Below are 22,899 nucleotides of genomic sequence, written 5' to 3'. Positions count from 1 at the left end.
TCACGGGCAGAGGCGCTCCACGCTCCAGTCCGCGCCCTCGCGCACGTACCGCAGCCGGTCGTGCAGCCGGTTCTCGTGGCCCTGCCAGAATTCGATCGTCTCCGGTACGACGCGGAAGCCGCCCCACTGCGGGGGCGCGGGGACCTTCTCGCCCTCCGGGTAGCGGTCGGCCAGCTCCTCGTAGCGCCGTACCAGCTCCTCGCGTGAGCCGACCACCGCGGACTGCTCGCTCGCCCAGGCGCCCAGCTGGGAGCCGTGCGGGCGGGTGCGGAAGTAGGCGACCGTCTCCTCGCGGCCGACGCGGGCCGCGGCGCCTGTGACGATGACCTGGCGGGCCAGCGGGTGCCAGGGGAAGAGCAGCGAGACGTACGGGTTCGCGGTCAGTTCGCGGCCTTTGCGGGAGCCGTAGTTGGTGAAGAAGACGAAGCCGCGGTCGTCGTAGTGCTTCAGCAGCACCGTGCGGGAGGACGGCCGGCCCTCGGGCGTGGCCGTGGACACCACCATCGCGTTCGGCTCGTGGAGCGCCCCGCCCGCGGCGACCTGCCGGAACCAGTGCGCGAACTGGTCCATGGGGTCGGCGGCGAGGTCCTTCTCGGTGAAGTCCTCGGAACGGTACTGCTCGCGCATCGCGGCCGGATCGGTGGTGCAATCGGAAGCAGAGGCGTGAGAGGAGGCGGAAGCGGAGGACGGAGTGGCATCAGCTGTGGGCACGAAGGCCATCCTGCCGCAGCGGGCCGGTGCCCCCGGGGAGGGGGCCCGACCCTCCGGCCGGGCGACGGGAGGCTGTGCCGGACGTCACCCTTCCCCGTGTCGTGGGAAGCCGCCAATATCGTGGGCAGGCCCGTGTGGCCCGCAGACACCACCCGCCGAGCCGAGGGAGCCGCCCGATGTCCGACTTCGTACCCGGACTTGAAGGAGTCGTCGCGTTCGAGACGGAGATCGCCGAGCCCGACAAGGAAGGCGGCTCGCTCCGCTACCGAGGTGTCGACATCGAGGACCTCGTGGGCCATGTGTCGTTCGGCAACGTCTGGGGTCTGCTGGTCGACGGGGCGTTCAATCCCGGTCTGCCGCCCGCCGAACCGTTCCCCATCCCCGTGCACTCCGGCGACATCCGTGTCGACGTGCAGTCCGCGCTCGCCATGCTGGCGCCCGTGTGGGGTCTCAGACCACTGCTCGACATCGACGCGGAGACGGCGCGCGACGACCTGGCGCGGGCGGCCGTGATGGCCTTGTCGTACGTCGCCCAGTCGGCGCGCGGCCAGGGCCTGCCGATGGTCCCGCAGAGCGAGATCGACAAGGCGACGTCCGTGGTGGAGCGGTTCATGATCCGCTGGCGCGGTGAGCCGGACCCCAAGCACGTCAAGGCCGTCGACGCCTACTGGACGTCGGCCGCCGAGCACGGCATGAACGCCTCGACGTTCACCGCCCGCGTGATCGCGTCGACCGGCGCGGACGTGGCCGCGGCGCTGTCCGGCGCGGTGGGCGCGATGTCGGGTCCGCTGCACGGCGGCGCCCCGTCCCGGGTCCTCGGCATGATCGAGGAGATCGAGCGGACCGGCGACGCCACGGCGTACGTGAAGCATGCCCTGGACAGGGGCGAGCGGCTGATGGGCTTCGGGCACCGGGTGTACCGGGCCGAGGACCCGCGCGCCCGCGTCCTGCGGCGTACGGCGCGTGAGCTGGCCGCGCCGCGCTTCGAGGTGGCCGAGGCGCTGGAGAAGGCCGCGCTGGAGGAGCTGCACGCCCGGCGCCCGGACCGGGTGCTGGCGACGAACGTCGAGTTCTGGGCGGCGATCGTGCTGGACTTCGCCGAGGTCCCGGCGCACATGTTCACGTCGATGTTCAGCTGCGCCCGTACGGCGGGCTGGTCGGCGCACATCCTGGAGCAGAAGCGCACGGGCCGCCTGGTGCGCCCCTCGGCGACGTACATCGGCCCCGGCACGCGTGACCCGCGGGAGATCGCGGGGTACGAGCAGCTGGGGGACCTGGGGAACTGAGCTGCGCGGGCGGGCGCGGACCACGCCCGCCCGGTCGCTGTGAGGCAGCCTCCGGACTCACTCATGGGGGAACTGGGCGGTGGCCGTCCGCCGGCTCTCAGCGACTCGCCGCACCTCGCGGAGCGACTCCGCCAGGCGGCACGCCAGATAGTGCACCTGGTCGCCGGTCGATGGGTGGCACAAATCCAGCTACAGCGGTGGCGACCAGGGCGAATGCCTCGAAGTGGCTCGCGGCTACGACACCGTTCCCGTGCGGGACAGCGAGGCCGCACACGGCCCGGCCGTGATCGTGTCCACGGCAAGCTGGTCGGCCTTCATCGGCGCCGTCAGGAGCGGATCCCTCGACGCCTGACCACCGCTCAGCCGAGAAACCCGGTGCGCAGGGCCGGATCGCGGAGCAGGTCCAGCACCTCGTCCTCGCCGCTGAACAGCATCTCGGCGGCCGGGTAGGCCGCCTGGTGGAACATGGAAGCCAGTACGTCGGCCAACGGGCGGTCCCACGCGATGCGGACCGTGAGGCGGGCCTTGTCCGTCTGGCCCTTGTCGGCCGCCACGCGCCACTGTTCCAGGAAGAGCACTGCGGTTCTGTACGCGTCGTGGCGCCCCTTCACCAGTGCCCCACGGGCGTTGAGCCCGAACACGTCGATGCTGGACTCGCCTTGCGGAGTCAGTCCCCTGTACAGGCCGGTTCCGAGGACCAGGTGAAGGTGGTCCAGGGGATCCTGGATCGTCGGATCGATGAGGAGGGGGTTCCCTGCCTCGTCGCGGGGGAACACGTGGCGCTTGTGGTGGCTGTTGCAGACGGTGCAGGCGAGCAGATGGTTTTCCCACTCGAAGGTCCGTAAGGGCGCTGCGGACAGCGGCTCGAAGTGGTCGATGTCCGAGCCCTGGTTGTCGCCGCAGTACATGCAGCGTTCGTGGCCCGGTGCCATGTCCCCCAGCGTGGCGAAGAGCGCCGGGTGGACATGCCGGCGCACCGTCGTGTGCTTCCACAGGTAGCGCGCCTTGTCCGCCGGCTCCCCTGAGTCCCTGATCTCCCCGGTGTGGCCGTCCATGCGCGTCACGGTGTCCTGGGGCAGATCCAGACGCTTCAGCCGGATCATCGCGGCGGGTCCTTCTGCTCGTCGTCAGCCAGGTCCTTGAGGCGGGCGGACATCTCGTCCAGCCGGGCTGTCGGGGAACTGGTGAGCAGCCGCTTGAGCTGCCTGTGCCGGTCGGCCGTCTCCGCATCGGCGTGGCCGCGGAGCATCTCCATCTCCAGGGCCACCAGTTCGCCCCGCTTACGCTCCGCCCGCTCGGAGTACGGGGTGTCCAGGCCGAAGAGGTCCGACAGCACCGCGTCGTCCCCGCTGCCGTAGACCACGCGTTCGTACAGGTCCTCCCCGACGACCTCCGGGCGGTCCTCCTCGTCGACCCCGGGCAGCCGGACGAGTCCGCCCGGGTCTGCGGACTGGCAGACGTAGGGGCTGTGCGTGGTGACGATGAACTGGATGTTCGGGAAGTGCGTGGTCAGCCACGAGCCGATACGGCGTTGCCAGGAGACGTGGAGGTGGGCGTCGATCTCGTCGATGATGACGATGCCCGGCACCCGGTTGAAGAGCAGTCCTTCGCCTGCGTCCGCCACGAGCGCGTCACCGAACGTGTCGTGGATCTGCTTGAGGATGTCGACGACGAGCGCGGCCACCGTCCGGAAGCCGTCGCTCATCTCGCGCAGGGGGAAGCGGATGCCGTCCCGCTCCACCCAGAGGCCCTCGGAGTCGACATCGATGACGCGGTACCCGTCGGGCAGGAGTCCGTCCTGAAGGATCGCGAGAGCCATGTTCTTCAGTACGGCAGCTCCGGCCCGGCCCTCCAGCGCCCGGAGGTGCTGTTCGATGAGCCAGGCGACTCCTTCGGCGAGCGAGGCGTCCTCGTGGAAGAGGCTCGCCAGCCGCGCCACCGGTCCGGAGGCGAGCATCAGCCGCTGGACCTCCCCCGATCCGCCCGCCATCCTGCGGAAGGGCCCGTACGCGGCGCAGAACCAGCCGACGGGGTTGTCCGCCCAGGGCCCGCGGCGGGCGTTGCTGCTGACGGCCGCGGTGTAGGTGATCTCTTCCAGTGAAGGCTGCGCCCCGCGTCTGCCGGACGACCTCCCGTCCGGTCCGCTGTCCGGCGGAACGGTCCACAGGAGCCCGGCCTCGAACGGACCGGCGGGCGGGCGGCCGTGCGTGAACCGGTCGTACTCCGCGTCCCTGGTGATCTCCAGCTCGACACTGCCCCCGCCGGTACCGTGCGCCACCCAGTTGTCGAACCCGGGAACCAGGCCACGAGCGACCACCGGGCCACTCAGCGCGAGTGCGATCGCCCGCAGCAGGGTCGTCTTCCCGGCACCGTTCCGCCCCGCCAGGACCGTCCACCCGGCGTGGGTTCCGTCCGGGCGGGTCAGGCGCAGGTCGACCTGGCGCGGGCCGTTGAACGACTTGATGTCCTGTACGGAAACCCGGCTGACGTACATGGGTACGGTGTCCGTTCGGTCGGCGTGGGCAGGTGGCAGCGGGCCGTGGGACGCGACCTGGTCCGCATCGTAGCGAGGCCTCCCGGACGGCTCCCGCTCCCCGGCCGGGGCTCGGATCTCGCGTCCCGGGTTCCGAGCGCCGGGAACGCCCGGTTCACTCTCCCGAGGGAACGCAAACGCGGCTCCGCCCGAAGCCTGAGCTTCGGGATCCGGGCGTCGGGATGCGGGCTCCGGGATTCGAGCGCCTTCTGTAACCGGTAAGGAAAAGAAGGGGTTTGGAAAACCTCCCTGCCCATCCGCACCCGTCACGGCCAGCAAGTATGACTAATGGTGACCGGCTTGCAGCGAAGGGTCACGGCTGCTTACGGTTCGACTCGACCAGACGAACGACCCCGACGCGGTGTTAGCAGCACCAGGCCGGGGTCTCACCGCACGATCGCACCCTAGGACGATCCCGTGGCTACCCAGCACCCTAGTCCCGCCCCCAGTGCGCCCGCACTCTCCCGCCCGTACCCGATGGCCAAGCCCGGCTACGGCAAGCGGTCCATGCCGGACCAACCCCCCTCACGCGCCGACGACTTCGCGCTCCTGCCCGCCCGCGAGCGGTACATCGCCGGATTCGTCGACCACCTTCCCGACGGCGCGCTCATGGATGTGAAGGGCCTGGCGAAGCAGCTGCCGCTCCACGGCCAGCAGGCGGTCGCTTCGGCCCTGAAGGCCCTTTCCGTCGCCGGGTACCTGCGGCGCGTACGGTGCCTGGTCGGTGAGGGCGAGCAGGTCCGCTGGGTCTTCCGGACCTTCTGGTCCCGTACCGCCCGCGACAACGAGTGGTGGGCCTCCCACCTCGTCGCCGAGGGCCGCGAAGCGGCGCCGTCCGCCGCCGCGCCCCCGCCGCCCCGGGTCCCAGTGGAGGACCCCGCGCAGCCCGCAGCACCGGCACCGGCACCGGCCGTACCGCAGCAGCGGGCTCCGGAGCCGTACGGCCCGGCTCAGGCGTGCCCGGCACCGACCGGCCCCACGGCGGACGGCCCGTCACCCGCCTACCTGGCCCTGGCTCAGCTCGGCCGCACCGATCCCCGCCTGGCGCTGTCCGCCGCCGACTGCGCGGTCCTGGAGGCGCGGGCCGCCGAGTGGCTGGCCCGGGGCGTGAACGCCGACTACCTGACGCAGGCACTCACCGCCGGGCTCCCCGCCCAGGTCGGCTCACCCGTCGGGTTCCTCCGGCGACGCCTCCACGACAGGATCCCGCCGCGCGTGTCCCCGGCCGCCGCACCGCCCACGCCCGGCGAACCTGTCCACCGCACCATGCCGGAATGCGTCAAGTGCGGTACGCCCGGCCGCCCGGAAGCCCTCCCCGACGGCCTCTGCCGCTCCTGCCACCGGCCCGATCCGTCGGAACCCGTGGCGGCTCCGGCCGGAGGCCTCGGTGAGTCGGACGTGCGCGCCCGTGCGGGTCATGTCCGCGAGCTGCTGCTCAGGTCCCGCTGAGCGGGGTCGGAAGCCGGAAGCCGGACCGCCCGAAGCGGTCGTTCCCATTCCGGCACGCCGATATCCAGTCATTCTCCGGCCGCGTGACCGACTCGCCCCAGGTCGGTGAAACCCGTTGCGGCTTCGCGGATTTCGGCGGGAACGGCACTCACGGGGGCCTCCATCGATGCACCCAGGCTCGCCAATCCTGTTGATCATCACGCTGCGGTAAATGATCACTACGGATAGCTTTCGCGGGTGATCCGCCATCAGATTCAGCGCACCGAGACCCCGCTCGCCGAGCTCACTGACATCCTCTTCGCGAATCGACTCGAGTCGACCCACGAACGATGGAGGAAACTGTTCAGCTCCGCCCCGTTCCGGTTCCAGGAGGGACTGACGCACCAGGAGCGCATAGCTCTGTCCTACGAACGTCTCCGGCTGGTCAACATGGCCGTGGACGGCCCGCAGAACCTGGTGACCGACCCCGTCGCGCTCACGGCGCTCCACGAGTGGGCGGGCATCGTCGATCCCGGCATGGCGACCGTCGCGAGCATCCACTACAACCTCTTCCTCGGCAGCCTGCTGGACCATGACCGCGCGGGACGTGATCTGTCCGAGTACGTCCGGGGGGACCGGATCGGTACCTTCCTGTGCACCGAGCTGGCCCACGGCAACGACGCCGCGCAGATGGAGACCACGGCCACGCTCGACCGCACGTCCGGCTGCTTCGTCCTGCACACCCCGACGCCGGGTGCGGCCAAGTACATGCCCAACACCGGTCCCACGGGGGGCGCGAAGAGCGCCGTCGTCGCGGCGCGCCTGATCATCGACGGTGAGGACAACGGTGTCTTCCTGTTCCTCACCCCGCTGAGCGACGAGGAGGGCCACCCGCTGCCGGGGGTGGAGGTGAGCCCGCTGCCCCAGGCCGCCAGCAGCCCCGTCGACCACTGCACCACGGTCTTCAGCAGCGTCCGGCTCCCCCTCGACGCCCTCCTGCAGGGCGACCACGGGCGCCTCGGCCCGGAAGGGGAGTTCAGCAGTTCCCTGGGGAGTCCCCGCAAGCGGTTCCTGCGGTCCATCGGGCGCGTCACGGCGGGGAAGCTGTGCATGAGCGCGTACAGCCTGGGCGTGACGCGCCACGCGCTGGCCGTCGCCATGCGCCATGCGCACTCCCGGGTCACGTCCGGCATGACCAGCGGCCAGAAGGTGCCGCTGATAGCGCACCGCAGTCACCACGCCCCACTGCTCGACGCCGTCGCGACCACGTACGCGGCCACGCTGCTGCACCGGTCCGTCGTGCGGGAGTGGACGTGGGCCGAGGACACCGACCGTGAGGCGAACGAGCGTCTGACGGCCGTCGCCAAGGGGTGGATCACCTGGCAGGCCCGCGCGGTCATGACCGAGTGCCGGGAGCGGTGCGGCGCCCAGGGGCTGCTCCTGGCCAACGGCATAGCGGGGCAGCTCGCGGCCAACGAGGGGACGATCACGGCCGAGGGCGACAACAAGGTCATCTGGGTGAAGGCCGCGGGCGAGATGCTCCTGGGCGGGTTCTCGCCGAAGCCGCCCAGCGAGATCGCCCCGGAGCACCGTGCGCTGACGGACCCCGAGCACCTGCAGGACCTGATGGCCGACCTGGAGCGCATATGGCACGCCCGCGCCCGCAAGCGGCTCCGGGAGCGGGCGGCCTCGCCCATGGCGCGATGGAACGCGGCCGTCACACCGGCTCTGCACCTGGTCGACAGCCACGTCCACCGGCTGGCCGGCGAGGCACTGCTGACCGCGGTCGGCCAGGCCGCCTCTCCGCAGGCCCGTGGGCTCCTCGGTGATCTGCACAGCCTGTTCGCCCTGCGCCAGGTCGCCGCGCACAGCGGAGACCTCCTGGCCGAGGGGCGGCTGACGGCCGCCCAGGTCCAGGAGCTCCCCGACGTGGTCGAGACCGTCGTCGCCGCGCTCGAACCGCACGCGCTCACACTCACCGACGCCTTCGCGGTGCCCGACGCGCTCCTGGACACCTACCCCATGCTCGGGGCCTGAACGGGAGGACACGGGACCGGCACCGTTCGCGGGAAGCCCGCCGGCCGTCGCACGCCACCGACAGCCGGGGGCCCGGAGCCCCCTGGCGGGTCCGGTCAGAAGTAGAGCGCCCTGTGCATCGCGTACGTGAATCTGTCGCCCGCGCTCAGGGTCCGCACCATCCGGTCGCAGAAGGTCTCGTACTCCTCCTCCTGCGTCCCGTCCAGGGAGATCGCCGTCACCGGCCCGGTGGGTGCCGCCTGCCGCAGTGACCCCAGGAGGCGGGGAGGGGCCTGGATCTGCAGGATGTCCAGTACGCGGCGGAAGTTGTCCACCACGTTCTGGCCGTGTTCCGCGATCTCGCCGAGCGCGCGGGCCAGCGGGCCGGCCGCTTCCGACTCCGCCTCCGCGAGCAGGCCGTGGCAGGCTCTCAGCCCCGAGATGCTCTCCGCGCTCATCCCGACGACGTGCAGGCACGTCAGCGGCGCACCGCCCCGGCCCCGGAGCGTGTAGCCCTCCGGGTCCCGTCGCTGACGGGCCCGGCGGACCGCCGTCTCCTGCCAGTGGAGGCGGCGAGGCATCCGGCTCTGGATGTCTCCCCAGCCTTCGTACGCGTCACGAATGACCTTTGCCTGCCCGGGGGGAAGGTCGCGCAGGTAGAAGTAGTACAGCGAATGAAGGAGCGGTTCCTCCATCGCCAGGAATCTGGTCATGAAGACGGGGTCTTCCGGCACCAGGACGTGCATCGAGCTCCTTCTGTCACCAGGCTGGAACGGGATCGCCGGTACGCGCACCGATTTCCGGGTCCGTCGGGGCACGGGCCGTCCCGTCCCCCGTCAGGGCGCTCCGGAAGTCGTGTGCGCCACGACCTCGGTCACCGCCGGCGGGCCTCGCCACCGTCGGCCCGGATCCACCGGTCCGACGCCGGTGGACAGCTCTTCCGGGAACGAGGAAGCATGCCGCGACCTGCGACGACGGGGTTGCTCCACGGCCCCAACCGACTGGATCGGCAGGGCAGTTCGGAGAAATGATCTTGCCATGCCCCGGCGCCTCCGGAGACCGCCGAAGCCGGCTCCCGGCCCTCGGACGCCGAGGTGCGGGGCACAGGTGTGCCCGACGGGACGCCCAGGAATCCGTACGGCGCCCCGGCCGCCCGGTGTCCGCGCCGGGCCGGGTCAACACCCTTGTGGACCAGGCAAGTTATTCTGCGTAAGTGTCGCCGGTCCCGACGTTAGGGTGACCTGCATGAGCCACATAGCGTTGAGCGATGTCACGCTGCACTACGACGACCAGGGGCCGTCGGACGGGCTGCCGGTCGTGCTCGTGCACGGCCATCCGTTCAACCGCACCCTGTGGGGACCCTCCGTCCGGGCGCTGGTGGTGGCCGGGTACCGCGTGATCACCCCGGATCTGCGCGGCTACGGCGACAGCGGCGTCACCCCCGGCAAGGTCCTCCTCTCCGAGTTCGCGGACGACATCGCCGCTCTCCTCGACCACCTGGGCGTGGAGCGCGCGGTCGTCGGCGGCGTGTCCATGGGCGGCCAGATCGCCATGGAGTTCCGGCGGGGCCGTCCGGAGCGGGTCCTGGGCCTGGTGCTGTCCGACACGTCCGCGCCCCCCGAGACCGAGGAGGGCAAGGAGATCCGCAACGCGATGGCGGACCGGTTGCTGGCCGAGGGCATGGACGGATACGCGGCCGAGGTGATCGGCAAGATGCTCGCCCCGTACAACGTCACCGACCTGCCTGACGTGGCGGCACACGTCCTGGGCATGATGCGGGCCACCGCCCCCGAGGGGGCCGCCGCCGCACTCCGGGGGCGGGCCGAGCGGCTCGACCACCGGGACACCCTCGCCGCCGTCGACACACCGGTCCTGCTCGTGGTGGGCGCGGACGACGCCTACACCCCGGTCCGCGACGCCGAGGACATGCTCCGTCTCGTGCCCCACGCCACGCTCGCCGTCATCGAACGGGCCGGCCACCTGCCGGGGGTGGAGCAGCCCGAGCGGTTCAACGAAGCGCTACTGGGCTTCCTGGGCGCCCGGTTCGCCGGCGGTGCGTAAGGGGCCCAGCGCGTCGTCCAGCAGCCCCGCCCACTGCGCGACGACCCTGCGGCGGCGGGCGGTGTCGTCGGTGAGGACGTTGGCGAGGCCCAGGCCCCTGGCCATGTCGAGGAGGCCCTGGACCGTTTCGCGGACCCCGGGGCGGCTCTCGTCCGCGCTGAGGAGTTCGACGGCTATGCGGTGGGTCTCGCGGCCGACGCGGGCTTCGAGTTCGGTGACGCGGGGGCGGAGCGGTTCCTCGTTGGAGGCGGCGACCCAGAGCTGGAGCGCGGCCCGGAAGAGGGGCCCGGTGTAGAGGTCGACGATGGCGGCGATCACCGCCGGGCGGCCCTGGACGGGCAGGGCGCGCAGGGCGGCGGAGCGTTCCTCGGCGACGTACTCGATGGCGCCGGTGAACAGGTCCTCGCGGGTCGGGAAGTGGTGCTGGGCCGCGCCGCGTGAGACCCCGGCGCGTTCGGCGACGACGGAGACGGTGGAGCCTGCCCAGCCGTGTTCGGCGAGGCAGGCCACCGCGGCTTCGAGCAGCCGTTGACGGGTGGCGCGGCTGCGGTCCTGCTTCGGGGACTTGGGGCTCGTGGGGGTCACAGCAGCCATGCGGGATCCCGTCGTTCCAGGAAGGCCGCCATCCCCTCCCGTGCCTCGTCGGAGGCGAAGAGTGCCGCGGAGCGGGCGATGAGGTCTTCGGCGTACTGATCGAAAGTCTTCAGCACAGTAACCGTGACCAGCTCCTTCGATGCGGCCAGCCCCTGGGGGGACGCTCTGCGCAGTCCGTCCAGTACCGGCACGAGGGCCTTGTCCACGTCCTCGGCCGCGAGGGTCACGAGGCCGGCCCGGGCGGCTTCCGCCGCGTCGAAGCGCTCCCCGGTGAGGTAGTAGCGGGACGCCGCGCGGGGGTCGAGGCGGGGCAGCAGGGGCAGGGAGATGACGGCGGGGGCGAGGCCGAGGCGTGATTCGGTGAGGGCGAACGAGGAGTCGGGGCCCGCGACCGAGATGTCGCAGGCGCCGAGCAGTCCGAGCCCGCCGGCCCGGACGTGCCCGGTGACCCGGGCGACGACCGGTTTGGGCAGGGTGACGATGCGTCGCATGAGGGCGACGAAGGCACGCGGGTCGGCCGGTGCCTTGAGGTCGGCGCCCGCGCAGAACGTGTTGCCGGTGTGGGTGAGGACCACGGCCCGTACGGTGTCGTCCGCCGCGCAGGCGTCGAGGGCGTCGGCCAGCCCGGACACGAGCCCTGCGCTCAGGGCGTTGCGGTTGGCCGGGGAGTCGAGCGTGAGCGTGGTGACACCCCGGTCGTGGGTGGGTGCGGCGAGGGTCATCGTTCCTCTCCTCGGGTCGGGTTCGTGCGCGGGTCCGGCGTGGATCACTGACGCTTCTCCCGGTCGCGCAGTTCCCTGCGCAGGATCTTGCCGGAGGCGGCACGCGGTACGGTCTCGACGAATTCGGCCTGTCTGACCTTCTTGTACGGCGAGACGCGCTCGGCGACGTACGCCATGACGTCGTCCGTGGTGAGGTCCTGGGCGGCCGGTCCGCGTACGACGTAGGCCTTGGGCACCTCGTTGCCGTCGGTGTCGAGGACGCCGATGACGGCGGCGTCGGCGACCGACGCGTGGGTGAGGAGGAGGGCTTCGAGTTCGGCGGGGGCGACCTGGTAGCCCTTGTACTTGATGAGTTCCTTGACCCGGTCGACGACGAAGAGCCAGCCGTCCGCGTCGACGCGGCCGACGTCCCCGGTGTGCACCCAGCCGTCGCCGTCGATCATGTCGGCGGTGGCCCCGGGGCGGCCGAGGTAACCTTTCATCACCTGCGGGCCGCGGATGAGGATCTCGCCGTCGGTGTCGATGCCGAGGTCGGTCCCCGGGTCCTCGATGGACACGATCCGCATCTCGGTGCTCGGCAGCAGCTTCCCGACGGCTCCGGACGGCGGGTTCTCCGCGTCGAGGGGCACGACATGGGTGCCGGGCGAGAGTTCCGTCATGCCGTACGCCTGCCGTACGGGCGGCACTCCCAGGCGGTTGGAGCAGGCTTCGGCGAGCTCGGCGTCCAGGGGCGCGGCGGCGCTGACGATGTATTCGATCGAGGACAGGTCGTAGGTGCCGACCGCCGGGTGCTTGGCGAGGGCCAGGACGATCGGCGGGGCCACGTACAGCCCGCTGATGCGGTGTTCCTGGATGGCGCCGAGGAACTGGTCGAGGTCGAAGCGGGGCAGCACGACGACGGTGGCTCCGCAGCGCAGTGGCACGTTCATCAGGGCGGTCAGCCCGTAGATGTGGAAGAAGGGGAGGACGGCGAGGATGCTGTGGCCGGGCTCCATGGGGATGAAGGGGCGCAGCTGCTCCAGGTTGGTGGCGATGGAGCGGTGGGTGAGCATGACGCCCTTGGGGGTGCCGGTGGTCCCGGAGGAGTACGGGAGGGCGGCGACGTCCTCGGCGGGGTCGAAGGCGATGTCGGGCTCGGGGGCGGTGGAGCCCAGCATGTCGAGCACGGAGGTGTGGCCCTCCGCCTGGTCGCAGACGAAGATCTCCTGGATGCCGCCCGCGAGTTCGGCCGCCCGGCGGGCGACGTCGAGGAACGGGGACACGGTGACGATCCAGCGGGCGGCGGAGTCCTCCAGCTGTCTGGCGAACTCCTCGGCCGTGGCCAGCGGGTGCACGGTGGTGACGGCGGCCCCGGCGCGCGTGGCCCCGTAGAAGACGGCCGGGTAGGCGATCGTGTTGGGGCTGTGCAGGGCGAGGACGTCGCCCTTGCGCAGTCCTGCCGCGGCGAGGTGTGCGGCGATGCGGCGGTGGAAGGTGTCGAGCTGGGCGTAGGTGACGGAGAGGCCGTTCGTGCCGTCGACCAGGGCGACGGTGTCGCCGAAGGCCGCGGCCCCGCCCAGGACCGCTTCGTGGATGGGTGCGTCGAGGGCCGGAACGTCTGCGTACACACTGCGGAACACCATGGTGGTCCCCTGTCGTCGCGGTGCGGCGGGCACGCGGCCCCGCTCGGGAGCGGGTCCGTCGTGCGGGTGTGAGGAGTCGGAATCGCCCTGTCGGCAGGAAATGGGGAGACCCCGGGCCGACCGGGCCGCGTCGTCAGTACGACTTCGGCAGTCCCAGCGACTGGTGGGAGACGTAGTTCAGGATCATCTCCCTGCTGACGGGCGCGATGCGGGCCACGCGTGCGGCCGTGATCAGGGAGGCGAGGCCGTATTCGCGGGTGAGGCCGTTGCCGCCCAGGGTGTGGACGGCTTGGTCGACGGCCTTCACACATGCCTCGCCGGCCGCGTACTTGGCCATGTTGGCGGCCTCGCCGGCGCCGACGTCGTCGCCCTCGTCGTACAGCCTGGCGGCCTTCTGCATCATGAGCCGGGCCAGTTCCAGCTCGATGTGGGCGATGGCGAGCGGGTGCGCGATGGCCTGGTGGGCGCCGATGGGGGCTTTCCACACCTGGCGGGTGCGGGCGTACTCGACGGCCTTGCCGAGTGCGTAGCGCCCCATCCCGATGCCGAACGCGGCGGTCATGATCCGCTCGGGGTTGAGCCCGGCGAACAGCTGGAGCAGCCCCGCGTCCTCATCGCCCACGAGCGCGTCGGCGGGCAGCCGCACGTCGTCGAGGGTCAGCTCGAACTGCTTCTCCGGCGCATGGAGTTCCATGTCGATCTGCGAGCGTCCGAAGCCGGGGGCCTCGCGCGGGACGATGAAGAGGCAGGGCTTGAGCGTGCCGGTCCGCGCGTCCTCGGTGCGGCCGACGACAAGGGTGGCGTCGGCGATGTCGACGCCGGAGACGAAGACCTTGCGGCCCGTGAGGATCCAGCCTCCCCCGCTCTCGCGGCGGGCGGTGGTGGTGATGCGGTGGGAGTTCGATCCCGCGTCGGGTTCGGTGATGCCGAAGGCCATGGTGAGGCTGCCGTCGGCGAGGCCGGGCAGCCACTGCCGCTTCTGGGAGCCGGTGCCGAAGCGGGCGATGACGGTGCCGCAGATGGCGGGCGAGACGACCATCATCAGCAGGGGGCATCCGGCGGCGCCGAGCTCCTCCAGGACGATGGAGAGTTCGGCCATGCCGCAGCCTCCGCCGCCGTACTCCTCGGGGAGGTTGACGCCGAGGTAGCCGAGTTTCGCGGCGTCGGTCCACAGCTCGTGGGGGTGGGAGCCCTCACGGACCACGGTGGTCATGTAGTCGCGCCCGTAGCGCGTGCCGAGTGCGGCGACGGCGGCCCGCAGTGCCTTGTGCTCTTCGGTTTCGAGGACGGTGCTCATGCGTTCTCCTCCGGTGCGGCGGAATCCGGTGCGGCGGGGTCGGTGACGACGGCGAGCAGTGCGCCGACCTCGACCTGGAGGCCGGGGGCGGCGTGGAGCGCGGTGAGGGTACCGGAGGCGGGGGCGAGGATGCGGTGCTCCATCTTCATCGCCTCCAGCCAGATCAGCGGCTGCCCGGCCTCGACGGCCGTGCCCGGTGCGAGGCCGTCCGCGAGGCGTACGACGGTGCCGGGCATGGGGGCGAGCAGGGAGCCGGGTTCGGTGCGTTCGGCGGGGTCGGTGAAGCGGGGCAGGACGGTGAAGGTGTACGCGCCCGCGGCACCGTCCACATAGGTCCGCCCGCCGTGGACGGTGACGGTGAAGTGCCGGGTGAGGCCGTCGGCTTCGAGGGTGACGTGGCCGGGTGCGGCGGTGACGACGCGTTCGCCGGTCTCCGGCCGGGGGCCGGTGCGTCCGGTCCGGTAGGCGACCTCGTGCTCGGTGCCGTCCGGTTCGCTGCGGTAGCTCACGGTCTGGTGCTGCGAGGCGAGGTTGCGCCAGGCGCCGAGGCGGGCCGTCCCGGTGGCGGGCCGGGTGGCGGCCCGCGCCAGGGCGGCGGCGGTGGCGGCGAGGCGGCGGCCCTCCTCGTCCTCGGACCGGGTGAGCGCGGTGAGGTGCCGGTCGTAGAAGCCGGTGTCCGGGCGGGCCCCGGCGAAGTCGGGGTGGCGCAGGGACCGTACGAGCAGGTCGCGGTTGGTGACCGGCCCGTGGATGCGGGCGCGTTCGAGGGTGCGGGCGAGGAGGCGTACGGCTTCGGTGCGGGTGGCGGCGTGGGCGACGACCTTGGCGAGCATCGGGTCGTAGTGCACCCCGATGGTGTCGCCGCCGGTGTAGCCGGTGTCGAGCCGCAGGCCGGGGCCGTGCGGGACGTCCAGGGTGTGCAGGGTCCCGGTCTGCGGCTGCCAGTTCGCGGCGGGGTCCTCGGCGTACAGCCGGGCTTCGACGGCATGCCCGTGCGGCTCCGGGGGCGTGGCGGCGGGCAGTGGTGCGCCCTCCGCGACGCGGAGTTGCAGGGCGACGAGGTCGAGCCCGAACACGGCTTCCGTGACGGGGTGTTCGACCTGGAGGCGGGTGTTCATCTCCAGGAAGTACGGGCGTCCTTCGGCCGATACGAGGAACTCGACGGTCCCCGCGCCCCGGTAGCCCACGGCCTGGGCCGCGGCGACGGCGTCGTCGTGGAGCCGTGCCCGCAGCGCGTCGTCGAGGCCCGGGGCCGGGGCCTCCTCGATGACCTTCTGGTGGCGGCGCTGGAGGGAGCAGTCCCGGGTGCCGAGGGCCCACACCGTGCCCTGTGCGTCGGCCATGACCTGGACCTCGACGTGCCGGCCGCGTTCGACGTAGGGCTCGGCGAAGACCTCGCCGTCGCCGAAGGCGGAGGCGGCCTCGGCCGTGGCGGCCGTCAGCTCGCCGGGCAGGCCGGCGAGGTCCCGGACGATCCGCATCCCGCGTCCGCCGCCGCCCGCCGCGGCCTTGAGCAGCAGCGGAAGGTCCTCGGCGGTGGCGGCGGACGGGTCCACGGGGGCGAGGAGGGACACCCCGGCCGCGGCCATCAGTTCCTTGGCGCGGGTCTTGGACGCCATCAGCTCGATGGCCTTCACCGGCGGCCCCACCCATACGAGGCCCGCGTCCTGCACGGCCTGGGCGAATCCGGCGTTCTCGGAGAGGAATCCGTACCCGGGGTGCACGGCGTCGGCGCCCGCCGCGCGGGCCGCGGCCACGACGAGGTCGCCGCGCAGGTAGGTGTCGGCGGGGGCGGACCCCGGGAGGCGTACGGCGGTGTCGGCCTCCCGGACGTGCAGGGCTTCGGTGTCCGCGTCCGAGTACACGGCGACGGTGGAGATGCCCAGCTCACGGCAGGTGCGGAAGATCCGGCAGGCGATCTCACCGCGGTTGGCGACAAGGAGAGTGGTGATCATCTGGGCCTCACATCCGGAAGACGCCGAAGCCGCCGCGGGCGCCCTCGACCGGTGCCGTGTGGATCGCGGACAGGCACATCCCGAGGACGGTCCTGGTGTCGCGGGGGTCGATGACCCCGTCGTCGTACAGCCGCCCGGACAGGAACATGGGCAGGGACTCGGACTCGATCTGCTGCTCCACCATGGCGCGCAGTCCGGCGTCGGCCTCGTCGTCGTAGGGCAGGCCCCTGGCGGCGGCCGAGGCGCGGGCGACGATCGACAGGACGCCGGCGAGCTGCTGGGGGCCCATGACGGCGGACTTGCTGCTGGGCCAGGCGAAGAGGAAGCGGGGGTCGTAGGCACGGCCGCACATGCCGTAGTGCCCGGCGCCGTAGGAGGCGCCCATCAGCACGGACAGGTGCGGGACCTTGGAGTTCGACACCGCGTTGATCATCATCGCGCCGTGTTTGATGATGCCGCCCTGCTCGTACTCCTTGCCGACCATGTAGCCGGTGGTGTTGTGCAGGAAGAGGAGCGGGATGTCGCGCTGGTTGGCGAGCTGGATGAACTGCGCGGCCTTCTGCGACTCCTCGCTGAACAGCACGCCCTGGGCGTTGGCGAGGATGCCGACCGGATAGCCGTGGAGCCGGGCCCAGCCGGTGACCAGGCTCGTCCCGTACAGCGGCTTGAAGGCGTCGAAGTCCGATCCGTCGACGAGCCGGGCGATGACCTCGCGGGGGTCGAAGGGGATCTTGAGGTCACCGGGCACGATCCCGATCAGCTCGTCCTCGTCGTACTTCGGGGGTTCGGCGGGCGCCGGATCGGCGTACGCCTTGCGCCAGTTGAGACGGGCGACGATACGGCGGGCCTGGCGCAGGGCGTCGTGCTCGTCGAGCGCGAAGTGGTCGGCGAGTCCGGAGGTACGGGCGTGCATCTCGGCGCCGCCGAGCGATTCGTCGTCGCTCTCCTCGCCGGTGGCCATCTTCACCAGCGGTGGGCCGCCGAGGAAGACCTTCGACCGCTCCTTGATCATCACGGTGTGGTCGGACATGCCGGGGACGTACGCGCCTCCGGCGGTGGAGTTCCCGAAGACGACGGCGACGGTGGGGATCCCGGCCGCCGACAGCCGGGTGAGGTCGCGGAACAGCGCTCCCCCCGGGATGAAGATCTCCTTCTGCGAGGGCAGGTCGGCGCCGCCCGACTCGACGAGGCTGACGCAGGGCAGCCGGTTGGCGAAGGCGATCTCGTTCGCCCGCAGGGCCTTCCTGAGCGTCCACGGGTTGGAGGCGCCGCCGCGTACGGTCGGGTCGTTGGCGGTGATCAGGCACTCGACGCCTTCCACGACCCCGATCCCGGTGACGAGTGAGGCGCCCGTCGCGTAGTCGCTGCCCCAGGCGGCGAGCGGGGACAGCTCCAGGAACGGGGTGTCCGGGTCGATCAGCAGCTCGATCCGCTCGCGGGCCGGCAGCTTCCCGCGCTTCCGGTGCCGCGTCACGTACTTCTCGCCGCCGCCCGCCAGCGCCTTGGCGTGCTCGGTGTCCAGCTCGGCGAGCTTCGCGAGCATGGCCTCGCGGTGGGCGGCGTATTCGGGTCCGGCGGTGTCGAGTGCGGTGGGCAGGACGGTCATGCGGTCACCTCCGGTTCTTCCAGGAGCGCTGCGGGGACGGGGAGATGACGGGACCGCAGCCACTCCCCCACCGCCTTGGCCTGCGGATCGAAGCGGGCCTGGGCGGCGACGCCCTCGCCGAGGAGGCCGTGGACGACGAAGTTCAGCGCCCGCAGGTTCGGCAGGACATGGCGTACGACGGTGAGCCCGGCGGTCTCCGGGAGCAGCTCCTGGAAGCGGGTGACGGTCAGCTCGTGGGCCAGCCACCGCCACGCGTCGTCGCTGCGCGCCCACACACCGACGTTGGCGTCGCCGCCCTTGTCGCCGCTGCGGGCTCCGGCGACGCGGCCGAGGGGGGCGGTGCGGACGGGGCCGGGCGGCAGCGGCTCCGGAAGTCCGGGCTCCTCGACCGCTTCGAGCACCCTGTGCCGCCGGGCCGGGGGCACGGTCTCCCGGTCCCCGTCCGGGAGGACGGCCACGTGCCCGACCTCCGCCACCGGTACGTACCTGGCCTCGAACACCCCGTACGGGGCGCCCTTTCCCGGCGGGGCGGTCAGGTGGAAGCCCGGGTAGCTGCCGAGCGCCAGCTCGACGGCCGCCCCGGACACCGCACGGCCCACGGTGTCCGCGTCCCGGTCGCGCACGACGAGGCGGAGCAGGGCGCCGGCGGTCTCCTCGGTGGCGGCGTCGGGCCGGTCGGTACGCACGAGCTCCCACCGCACCTCGGCGGGCTGCCGCCCGCCGCGGGCGAGGGCGTCGGCGAACTGGTCCTTCACGAGGCGTGCCTTGGCCTCGATGTCGAGGCCGGTCAGCACGAAGACGACCTCGTTGCGCCAGCCGCCGAGCCGGTTGAGCCCGACCTTGAGCGTGGGCGGCGGGGCCTCGCCCCGTACCCCGGTGATCCGTACGCGATCCGGGCCGTCCGGCGCCAGCCGTACGGTGTCGAGCCGGGCGGTGACGTCGGGTCCGGCGTACCGGGCCCCGGCGGTCTCGTACAGCAGCTGGGCGGTGACGGTGCCGATGTCGACGACACCGCCCGTGCCGTCGTGCTTGGTGATGACGCTCGACCCGTCCTGGTGGATCTCGGCGAGCGGGAATCCGGGCCTGCGGACGTCGTGGCCACCGAAGAACGCGTAGTTCCCGCCCGTGGCCTGCGTCCCGCACTCCAGCACGTGCCCGGCGACGACGGCCCCGGCGAGGGCGTCGTGGTCCTCGGGTCCCCAGCCGAAGTGGGCGGCGGCGGGTCCGGTGACGAGAGCGGCGTCGGTGACGCGTCCGGTGACGACGATGTCGGCCCCGGCCCGCAGACAGGCCGCGATGCCCGCACCGCCGAGGTAGACGTTCGCGGTGAGGAATCCGTCGGGCGCGGGAAGGCTGTCGCCCTCGACGTGCGCGACCCGCACGGGCACGCCCACCGTGTCGGCCAACTCCCGTACGGCGTCGGCGAGCCCGGCCGGATTGAGCCCCCCGGCGTTGGTGACGATCTTCACGCCCCGCTCGTGGGCGAGGCCGAGGTTCTCCTCCAACTGCCGCAGGAAGGTGGAGGCGTATCCGCGGGTGGGGTCCTTGATCCGGCCGCGGCCGAGGATCAGCATGGTGAGCTCGGCGAGGTAGTCCCCGGTCAGGACGTCGAGGGGGCCCCCGGTGAGCATCTCGCGTACGGCGTCGAAGCGGTCGCCGTAGAACCCGGAGGCGTTGCCGATCCGCAGCGGCCCGGTCATCGGTCGCCCTTCGGAAGACGTCCGGAGCCGGCCGGTCCGGCGAAGGCCTGCGCGATGTCCAGCCAGTGGCCGGCGTCGGCGCCCACAGCCACCAGGGCGAGGTCGTCGCGGTGGGCGCGGTGGGTGACGAGCAGACAGAAGTCGGACAGGGGCCCGGTGACCCGTTGGGCGGCGTCCTCGGGACCGTACGCGTACGCCTCGCCGTCCGGTCCCTCCAGCTCCACCCGGAACGGCTCGCCGGGCGGCTTCTCGCCGTGCACGAAGTAGGCGTAGTCCCGGGCCCGCACCCCGATCCTGGCGACGTGCCGCAGCCTCGCGGTCGGCTTCCGCGTCACCCCTAGGGCGTCGGCGACGTCCTGCGCGTGGGCCCAGGTCTCCATGATCCGCGCGGTCGCCATCGAGGCGACGCTCATGGGCGGCCCGTACCAGGGGAATCTCGCCCCGTCGGGTGCCTCCCGCAGCGCCCGGTGGAGCCGCTCCCGGCCCTCCCGCCACTGCACGAACAGGGCTTCGGGCGGCAGCCGCGCCACTCTCTCGGCGGCTGCCTCGTCGACGAACGTGTCAGGGTCGGCGAGCGCCCGGTCGACCTCGGCGGCGAAGGCCTCGGGCTGGGTGACGGCGATCAGCGCGACCTCGTCGGTCCAGTTCAGGTGGGCGATCTGATGGGCCACGGTCCACCCCTCGGCGGGTGTCGGCCCGGCCCATCCACCGGCGTCCAGTCCGGCGACCAGCAGGTCGAGTTCGTCGCTCTCCCGACGCAGGTCGTCGAGCACGGCGACGGTGACGGCTGCGGCATCGGACACGGTGCGCTCCCTCGGGGCGTGGCGGTGTGCCCCGGAGCATGCCAGCGACCAGGAAAACAAACAAGCACGCTTGCATGGTTTTTTCGACGGGACCAACCACGCCCGGTGCCCGGCCTGTTCAGGTCGTGAGCGGGTGGCCGGTCGTCGCGTCCACGTGGTCCGGGATGTCGTCGTGCCGATCGCCCACGGTCGGCGTCCCGGCGGGCTCGAACATCAGGATGGCGGCGCCGGACGGGGCGGACGGCTTGTGCTCCACGCCCCGGGGGACGGTGAAGACCGCGCCCTGCGGGAGCAGGACCGTGCGCTCCCCGGCGGGCTCCCGCAGGGCGATGCGCAGCTCCCCTTCCAGGACCAGGAAGAACTCGTCGGTGTCGTCGTGGGCGTGCCAGAGGTGTTCGCCCTCGACCTTGGCGACGCGGACGTCGTAGTCGTTGACGCGCGTGACGATGCGGGGGCTCCACAGGGCGTCGAAGGAGGCGAGGGCCTGGCCGAGGGAGAGGGGTTCGCTGCTCATGGATGCCATCGTCGGCCGTCGCGGCGGCCGGCACGAGTGCTAGGAATCGCATATGACGCAAGAATCCTCGCACGCGGGGCGCACGGCGGGCCTCCACCGGGTCGTCGTGATCGTGGACGCGAACTCGAATCCCTTCGAGCTCGGCTGCGCGACCGAGGTCTTCGGCCTGCGCAGACCCGAGATCGGCCGGGACCTCTACGACTTCGGGCTCTGCTCCCCCGAACCCCGCACCCTGATGCGGGACGGATTCTTCACGCTCACGGGCGTGGCCGGTCTGGAGGCGGCCGACACGGCCGACACCCTGATCGTCCCCAACCGTCCCGACGTCGAGGTGCCCCGGCGGACCGCCGTCCTCGACGCCGTCCGGCGGGCGCACGCACGCGGTGCGCGTCTGCTCGGCTTCTGCAGCGGCGCGTTCACCCTGGCCGAGGCGGGCGTCCTGGACGGGCGCAGGGCCACCGCGCACTGGCAGTGGGCGGATTCCTTCCGGGCCCGCTTCCCTTCCGTACGGCTCGAATCCGACGTGCTGTTCGTGGACGACGGCGACATCCTCACCGCTGCGGGGAGCGCCGCCGCGCTCGACCTCGTGCTGCATGTGGTCCGGCGCGACCACGGCGCCGAGATCGCCAACTCGGTGAGCCGGCGCCTGGTCTTCGCGGCGCACCGGGACGGCGGACAGCGGCAGTTCGTGGAGCGCCCCATGCCCGACCTGCCGGACGAGTCCCTGGCACCGGTCCTGGCCTGGGCCCTGGAGCGGCTGGACTCGCCCCTCACGGTGGCGGACCTGGCGGCACGCGCGGCGGTCAGCCCGGCGACGCTGCACCGCCGCTTCCGGGCACAGCTGGGCACGACACCGCTGACGTGGCTCACGGGGGAACGCCTCGCCCTGGCCTGCCGGTTGATCGAGCGGGGCGAGTCCCGCCTGGAGGTGGTCGCCCGGCGCAGCGGGCTCGGCACCGCCGCGAATCTGCGCACGCTGATGCGCCGGGAGACCGGCATCACGCCGTCGGCGTACCGGCGCAGGTTCGGGCCCGCGGTGACCTGACGGGGCGGTACGGGCCGGGCCTCGTTACGCTCACGCCACACACGCTCCGCCCATGGAGCGGGGTGACGACGGGGGGCCGGTGCACATGGGGCGCAGAACGGGCGGAATGAGCCGGAGGGCGTGGCTCACGCTGGGGATCGGGGCGGGTGCCGCCGTGGCCGTGGGCGGCGGCGTGTACGCCTGTAGCGGGCCGACCCCGGCACAGCGGGACGCCGAGCGCGTACGCACGGATGTCGCACCGCTGCGGAAGCGGTTCGGGGAGGCGGGCCGGCTGTCGGACCCGCACTGGCTGGCGTACGACCGGGACGAGGCGGAGCGGAGCCGGGAGCTGCTGCCGAATCCGGACGCGCGCTACCGCGTGGTGGGCGTGGCCCGGCTGCCCGCCGGGACGGTCGCGTCGGTCGTGGCGACGCCCTCGTACGCCTTCGCTCCCGCGAGCCCGGACGACGTACCGGACGTGCTGGCCGAGTTCCTGCCCGGGAAGCCGCGCTGGATGAGCAGCACGGCCTACGACCGCCACCTGCTGGCACCCGCCGCCGAAGGGCTCTCGGGCGGCCGGTTCTTCCTCGACCCGTCGACGGACAGCCTGTACTTCGACACGGTCAATCCCACGTAGGGCCTGCGGGGGCCGTCCGGTAGCCGGGGACGGACGGCCACCGGACGGTCAGGACCACGGACTCCTCCTCCGCACGCCAGGAGTGGTCGACGCCCCGGCCCCACACGACGTAGTCACCCTGCCGGGCCGGCAGCACGCTCCGCCCGGGGAGCTCCACGCGGAACCGGCCGCCGATGAGGACCAGCAGAGCCGTCCGCTCCTCACCGGTCACCCACCGGGCCCGCTCGTCGCCGCGCGGGTGAACACCCCACTTGATCTCCGGATCCTCGCTGTGGCGCGGGTCGGTGGGGTTCCTGAAGTGGCCGAGCAGCCATCCCGCGTCGAGAGCCGCGTCGCTCCCCGCATCGCCTACGTACACGCTGTCGTTCATGGCCGTGGACGGTAGCGGAA

20 protein-coding genes and 1 pseudogene are annotated in these 22,899 nt (G+C 72.2%); 7 read left to right on the top strand and 14 right to left on the bottom strand.

Annotated features, from left to right (window positions below; genetic code table 11):
* A complete protein-coding gene (gene pdxH, locus OG524_RS21140) occupies positions 1 to 627 on the bottom strand; it encodes a pyridoxamine 5'-phosphate oxidase (RefSeq protein ID WP_405389282.1) in 627 nt (208 codons plus the stop codon).
* 260 nt (positions 628 to 887) lie between these two features.
* On the opposite strand from pdxH, the gene OG524_RS21135 reads away from it, so the two are divergent.
* Positions 888 to 1,997: a citrate synthase 2 gene (locus tag OG524_RS21135; protein WP_405389283.1), complete on the top strand. Its 1,110-nt coding sequence runs from the start codon at positions 888 to 890 to the stop codon at positions 1,995 to 1,997.
* Positions 1,998 to 2,181: 184 nt separating this feature from the next.
* A pseudogene (locus OG524_RS21130) lies at positions 2,182 to 2,349 on the top strand (DUF397 domain-containing protein); the annotation flags it as partial.
* Positions 2,350 to 2,356: 7 nt separating this feature from the next.
* On the opposite strand, the gene OG524_RS21125 reads toward OG524_RS21130, so the two are convergent.
* Both OG524_RS21125 and OG524_RS21120 read right to left on the bottom strand, forming a co-directional pair.
* On the bottom strand, positions 2,357 to 3,100 hold the full coding sequence (locus OG524_RS21125) for an HNH endonuclease (protein WP_405389284.1): 744 nt from the start codon (positions 3,098 to 3,100) through the stop codon (positions 2,357 to 2,359).
* On the bottom strand, positions 3,097 to 4,491 hold the full coding sequence (locus OG524_RS21120; RefSeq protein WP_405389285.1) for an AAA family ATPase: 1,395 nt from the start codon (positions 4,489 to 4,491) through the stop codon (positions 3,097 to 3,099). Before OG524_RS21120 ends, OG524_RS21125 begins: the two co-directional genes overlap by 4 nt.
* Positions 4,492 to 5,007: 516 nt before the next feature.
* Here OG524_RS21120 and OG524_RS21115 point away from each other — a divergent pair.
* Both OG524_RS21115 and OG524_RS21110 read left to right on the top strand, forming a co-directional pair.
* Positions 5,008 to 5,979, top strand: a complete 972-nt coding sequence (locus OG524_RS21115; RefSeq protein ID WP_405389286.1) for a MarR family transcriptional regulator — start codon at positions 5,008 to 5,010, stop codon at positions 5,977 to 5,979.
* 237 nt (positions 5,980 to 6,216) lie between these two features.
* Positions 6,217 to 7,995 (top strand): acyl-CoA dehydrogenase, encoded by a 1,779-nt coding sequence (locus OG524_RS21110; RefSeq protein ID WP_405811504.1) that lies wholly within the window; start codon positions 6,217 to 6,219, stop codon positions 7,993 to 7,995.
* A gap of 95 nt (positions 7,996 to 8,090) precedes the next feature.
* Here OG524_RS21110 and OG524_RS21105 read toward each other — a convergent pair whose 3' ends face one another.
* Positions 8,091 to 8,720, bottom strand: coding sequence for a hypothetical protein (locus OG524_RS21105; protein ID WP_405389288.1), 630 nt, complete (start codon positions 8,718 to 8,720; stop codon positions 8,091 to 8,093).
* A 499-nt stretch (positions 8,721 to 9,219) separates the two neighbouring features.
* On the opposite strand from OG524_RS21105, the gene OG524_RS21100 reads away from it, so the two are divergent.
* The gene (locus OG524_RS21100; protein WP_405811503.1) at positions 9,220 to 10,035 is read left to right on the top strand and encodes an alpha/beta fold hydrolase; all 816 of its coding nucleotides are present in this window, start codon (positions 9,220 to 9,222) and stop codon (positions 10,033 to 10,035) included.
* Here the strand turns inward: OG524_RS21100 and OG524_RS21095 are convergent.
* The 9 genes from OG524_RS21095 to OG524_RS21055 all read right to left on the bottom strand — a co-directional run bounded on the left by OG524_RS21095 (position 9,994) and on the right by OG524_RS21055 (position 20,848).
* On the bottom strand, positions 9,994 to 10,629 hold the full coding sequence (locus OG524_RS21095; protein WP_405389290.1) for a TetR/AcrR family transcriptional regulator: 636 nt from the start codon (positions 10,627 to 10,629) through the stop codon (positions 9,994 to 9,996). The two genes, OG524_RS21100 and OG524_RS21095, sit on opposite strands and share 42 nt — an antisense overlap.
* Complete coding sequence (locus OG524_RS21090) at positions 10,617 to 11,351, bottom strand: enoyl-CoA hydratase family protein (RefSeq protein ID WP_405811502.1); 735 nt, start codon at positions 11,349 to 11,351, stop codon at positions 10,617 to 10,619. Before OG524_RS21090 ends, OG524_RS21095 begins: the two co-directional genes overlap by 13 nt.
* Before the next feature lie 44 nt (positions 11,352 to 11,395).
* The gene (locus tag OG524_RS21085; RefSeq protein ID WP_405811501.1) at positions 11,396 to 12,973 is read right to left on the bottom strand and encodes a 4-coumarate--CoA ligase family protein; all 1,578 of its coding nucleotides are present in this window, start codon (positions 12,971 to 12,973) and stop codon (positions 11,396 to 11,398) included.
* A gap of 133 nt (positions 12,974 to 13,106) precedes the next feature.
* A complete protein-coding gene (locus OG524_RS21080) occupies positions 13,107 to 14,270 on the bottom strand; it encodes an acyl-CoA dehydrogenase family protein (RefSeq protein ID WP_405811500.1) in 1,164 nt (387 codons plus the stop codon).
* Positions 14,267 to 16,225 carry an acetyl/propionyl/methylcrotonyl-CoA carboxylase subunit alpha gene (locus OG524_RS21075; protein WP_405811499.1) on the bottom strand — a complete coding sequence of 653 codons (1,959 nt, stop codon included), beginning with the start codon at positions 16,223 to 16,225 and terminating at the stop codon, positions 14,267 to 14,269. Before OG524_RS21075 ends, OG524_RS21080 begins: the two co-directional genes overlap by 4 nt.
* A 7-nt stretch (positions 16,226 to 16,232) precedes the next feature.
* A complete protein-coding gene (locus tag OG524_RS21070; RefSeq protein ID WP_405811498.1) occupies positions 16,233 to 17,831 on the bottom strand; it encodes an acyl-CoA carboxylase subunit beta in 1,599 nt (532 codons plus the stop codon).
* Positions 17,828 to 19,531, bottom strand: coding sequence for an acyclic terpene utilization AtuA family protein (locus OG524_RS21065; RefSeq protein ID WP_405811497.1), 1,704 nt, complete (start codon positions 19,529 to 19,531; stop codon positions 17,828 to 17,830). Before OG524_RS21065 ends, OG524_RS21070 begins: the two co-directional genes overlap by 4 nt.
* Complete coding sequence (locus OG524_RS21060) at positions 19,528 to 20,334, bottom strand: TIGR03084 family metal-binding protein (protein ID WP_405389297.1); 807 nt, start codon at positions 20,332 to 20,334, stop codon at positions 19,528 to 19,530. Before OG524_RS21060 ends, OG524_RS21065 begins: the two co-directional genes overlap by 4 nt.
* Positions 20,335 to 20,452: 118 nt before the next feature.
* A complete protein-coding gene (locus OG524_RS21055) occupies positions 20,453 to 20,848 on the bottom strand; it encodes a cupin domain-containing protein (RefSeq protein ID WP_405811496.1) in 396 nt (131 codons plus the stop codon).
* Between the two features lie 52 nt (positions 20,849 to 20,900).
* On the opposite strand from OG524_RS21055, the gene OG524_RS21050 reads away from it, so the two are divergent.
* Both OG524_RS21050 and OG524_RS21045 read left to right on the top strand, forming a co-directional pair.
* Positions 20,901 to 21,893, top strand: a complete 993-nt coding sequence (locus OG524_RS21050; RefSeq protein ID WP_405811495.1) for a GlxA family transcriptional regulator — start codon at positions 20,901 to 20,903, stop codon at positions 21,891 to 21,893.
* Between the two features lie 106 nt (positions 21,894 to 21,999).
* Positions 22,000 to 22,509: a hypothetical protein gene (locus tag OG524_RS21045; protein WP_405811494.1), complete on the top strand. Its 510-nt coding sequence runs from the start codon at positions 22,000 to 22,002 to the stop codon at positions 22,507 to 22,509.
* Here OG524_RS21045 and OG524_RS21040 read toward each other — a convergent pair.
* On the bottom strand, positions 22,496 to 22,879 hold the full coding sequence (locus OG524_RS21040; RefSeq protein ID WP_405811493.1) for a signal peptidase I: 384 nt from the start codon (positions 22,877 to 22,879) through the stop codon (positions 22,496 to 22,498). The two genes, OG524_RS21045 and OG524_RS21040, sit on opposite strands and share 14 nt — an antisense overlap.
* Between the last annotated feature and the right edge of the window lie 20 nt (positions 22,880 to 22,899).

It is taken from the genome of Streptomyces sp. NBC_01520 (genome assembly GCF_045040375.1).
In the GTDB taxonomy this organism is placed as follows: Bacteria; Actinomycetota; Actinomycetes; order Streptomycetales; family Streptomycetaceae; genus Streptomyces.
This window is presented reverse-complemented; position numbering and strand designations above follow the sequence as displayed.

Excerpts from the sequence above, each read along its gene's own strand:
- pdxH (WP_405389282.1), bottom strand. The coding sequence starts at position 627 with ATGCGCGAGCAGTACCGTTCCGAGGACTTCACCGAGAAGGACCTCGCC.
- OG524_RS21135 (WP_405389283.1), top strand. The coding sequence starts at position 888 with ATGTCCGACTTCGTACCCGGACTTGAAGGAGTCGTCGCGTTCGAGACG.
- OG524_RS21125 (WP_405389284.1), bottom strand. The coding sequence starts at position 3,100 with ATGATCCGGCTGAAGCGTCTGGATCTGCCCCAGGACACCGTGACGCGC.
- OG524_RS21120 (WP_405389285.1), bottom strand. The coding sequence starts at position 4,491 with ATGTACGTCAGCCGGGTTTCCGTACAGGACATCAAGTCGTTCAACGGC.
- OG524_RS21115 (WP_405389286.1), top strand. The coding sequence starts at position 5,008 with ATGGCCAAGCCCGGCTACGGCAAGCGGTCCATGCCGGACCAACCCCCC.
- OG524_RS21105 (WP_405389288.1), bottom strand. The coding sequence starts at position 8,720 with ATGCACGTCCTGGTGCCGGAAGACCCCGTCTTCATGACCAGATTCCTG.
- OG524_RS21100 (WP_405811503.1), top strand. The coding sequence starts at position 9,220 with ATGAGCCACATAGCGTTGAGCGATGTCACGCTGCACTACGACGACCAG.
- OG524_RS21095 (WP_405389290.1), bottom strand. The coding sequence starts at position 10,629 with ATGGCTGCTGTGACCCCCACGAGCCCCAAGTCCCCGAAGCAGGACCGC.
- OG524_RS21090 (WP_405811502.1), bottom strand. The coding sequence starts at position 11,351 with ATGACCCTCGCCGCACCCACCCACGACCGGGGTGTCACCACGCTCACG.
- OG524_RS21085 (WP_405811501.1), bottom strand. The coding sequence starts at position 12,973 with ATGGTGTTCCGCAGTGTGTACGCAGACGTTCCGGCCCTCGACGCACCC.
- OG524_RS21080 (WP_405811500.1), bottom strand. The coding sequence starts at position 14,270 with ATGAGCACCGTCCTCGAAACCGAAGAGCACAAGGCACTGCGGGCCGCC.
- OG524_RS21075 (WP_405811499.1), bottom strand. The coding sequence starts at position 16,225 with ATGATCACCACTCTCCTTGTCGCCAACCGCGGTGAGATCGCCTGCCGG.
- OG524_RS21070 (WP_405811498.1), bottom strand. The coding sequence starts at position 17,831 with ATGACCGTCCTGCCCACCGCACTCGACACCGCCGGACCCGAATACGCC.
- OG524_RS21065 (WP_405811497.1), bottom strand. The coding sequence starts at position 19,531 with ATGACCGGGCCGCTGCGGATCGGCAACGCCTCCGGGTTCTACGGCGAC.
- OG524_RS21055 (WP_405811496.1), bottom strand. The coding sequence starts at position 20,848 with ATGAGCAGCGAACCCCTCTCCCTCGGCCAGGCCCTCGCCTCCTTCGAC.
- OG524_RS21050 (WP_405811495.1), top strand. The coding sequence starts at position 20,901 with ATGACGCAAGAATCCTCGCACGCGGGGCGCACGGCGGGCCTCCACCGG.
- OG524_RS21045 (WP_405811494.1), top strand. The coding sequence starts at position 22,000 with ATGAGCCGGAGGGCGTGGCTCACGCTGGGGATCGGGGCGGGTGCCGCC.
- OG524_RS21040 (WP_405811493.1), bottom strand. The coding sequence starts at position 22,879 with ATGAACGACAGCGTGTACGTAGGCGATGCGGGGAGCGACGCGGCTCTC.